1 pseudogene is annotated in these 424 nt (G+C 71.0%); it reads right to left on the bottom strand.

What is annotated here, in order from left to right:
* Window positions 1-79 precede the first annotated feature (79 nt).
* Window positions 80-424, bottom strand: a pseudogene (locus AB4Z02_RS19150) (FAD-dependent oxidoreductase); the annotation flags it as partial.

Raw genomic sequence — 424 nt, 5'->3', positions numbered from 1 at the left:
TACTACAACCTGTACAACTCGCAGTTCGCTGCGGCGATCTCGGAGGAGATCTAGTCGAGCGCCCGCCTGATCTCGCGGCTCAGTGACCGGTGAGCGGCTTGATCAGGCGGGCGGCGACGGATGCGCGACGTGTGACCTGCTCCTCGACGTCGGCGAACTGCATGCCGACGAGCCCGGCGTTGGCGCCCGCGAACCGGAGCGGTTCGGGCTCCCAGCGCCGTGACCGGTGGTTCACCCAGGGCAACGCGGTGAGGTCGCTCGCGGTGCCGCCGATGAGGTCGGCGATCGTGCGTCCGGCGAGGTTCGTGGTGCTCACGCCGTCGCCGACGTAGCCGCCCGCCCACGCCTCCTTGCGCTCCGGGTCGTAGCCGACCGAGGCGTGCCAGTCGCGCGGCACCCCGAGCGGGCCGCCCCACTCATGGGT

This window comes from Pedococcus sp. 2YAF34 (assembly GCF_052114585.1).
Taxonomy (GTDB): Bacteria; Actinomycetota; Actinomycetes; order Actinomycetales; family Dermatophilaceae; genus Pedococcus.
This window is presented reverse-complemented; position numbering and strand designations above follow the sequence as displayed.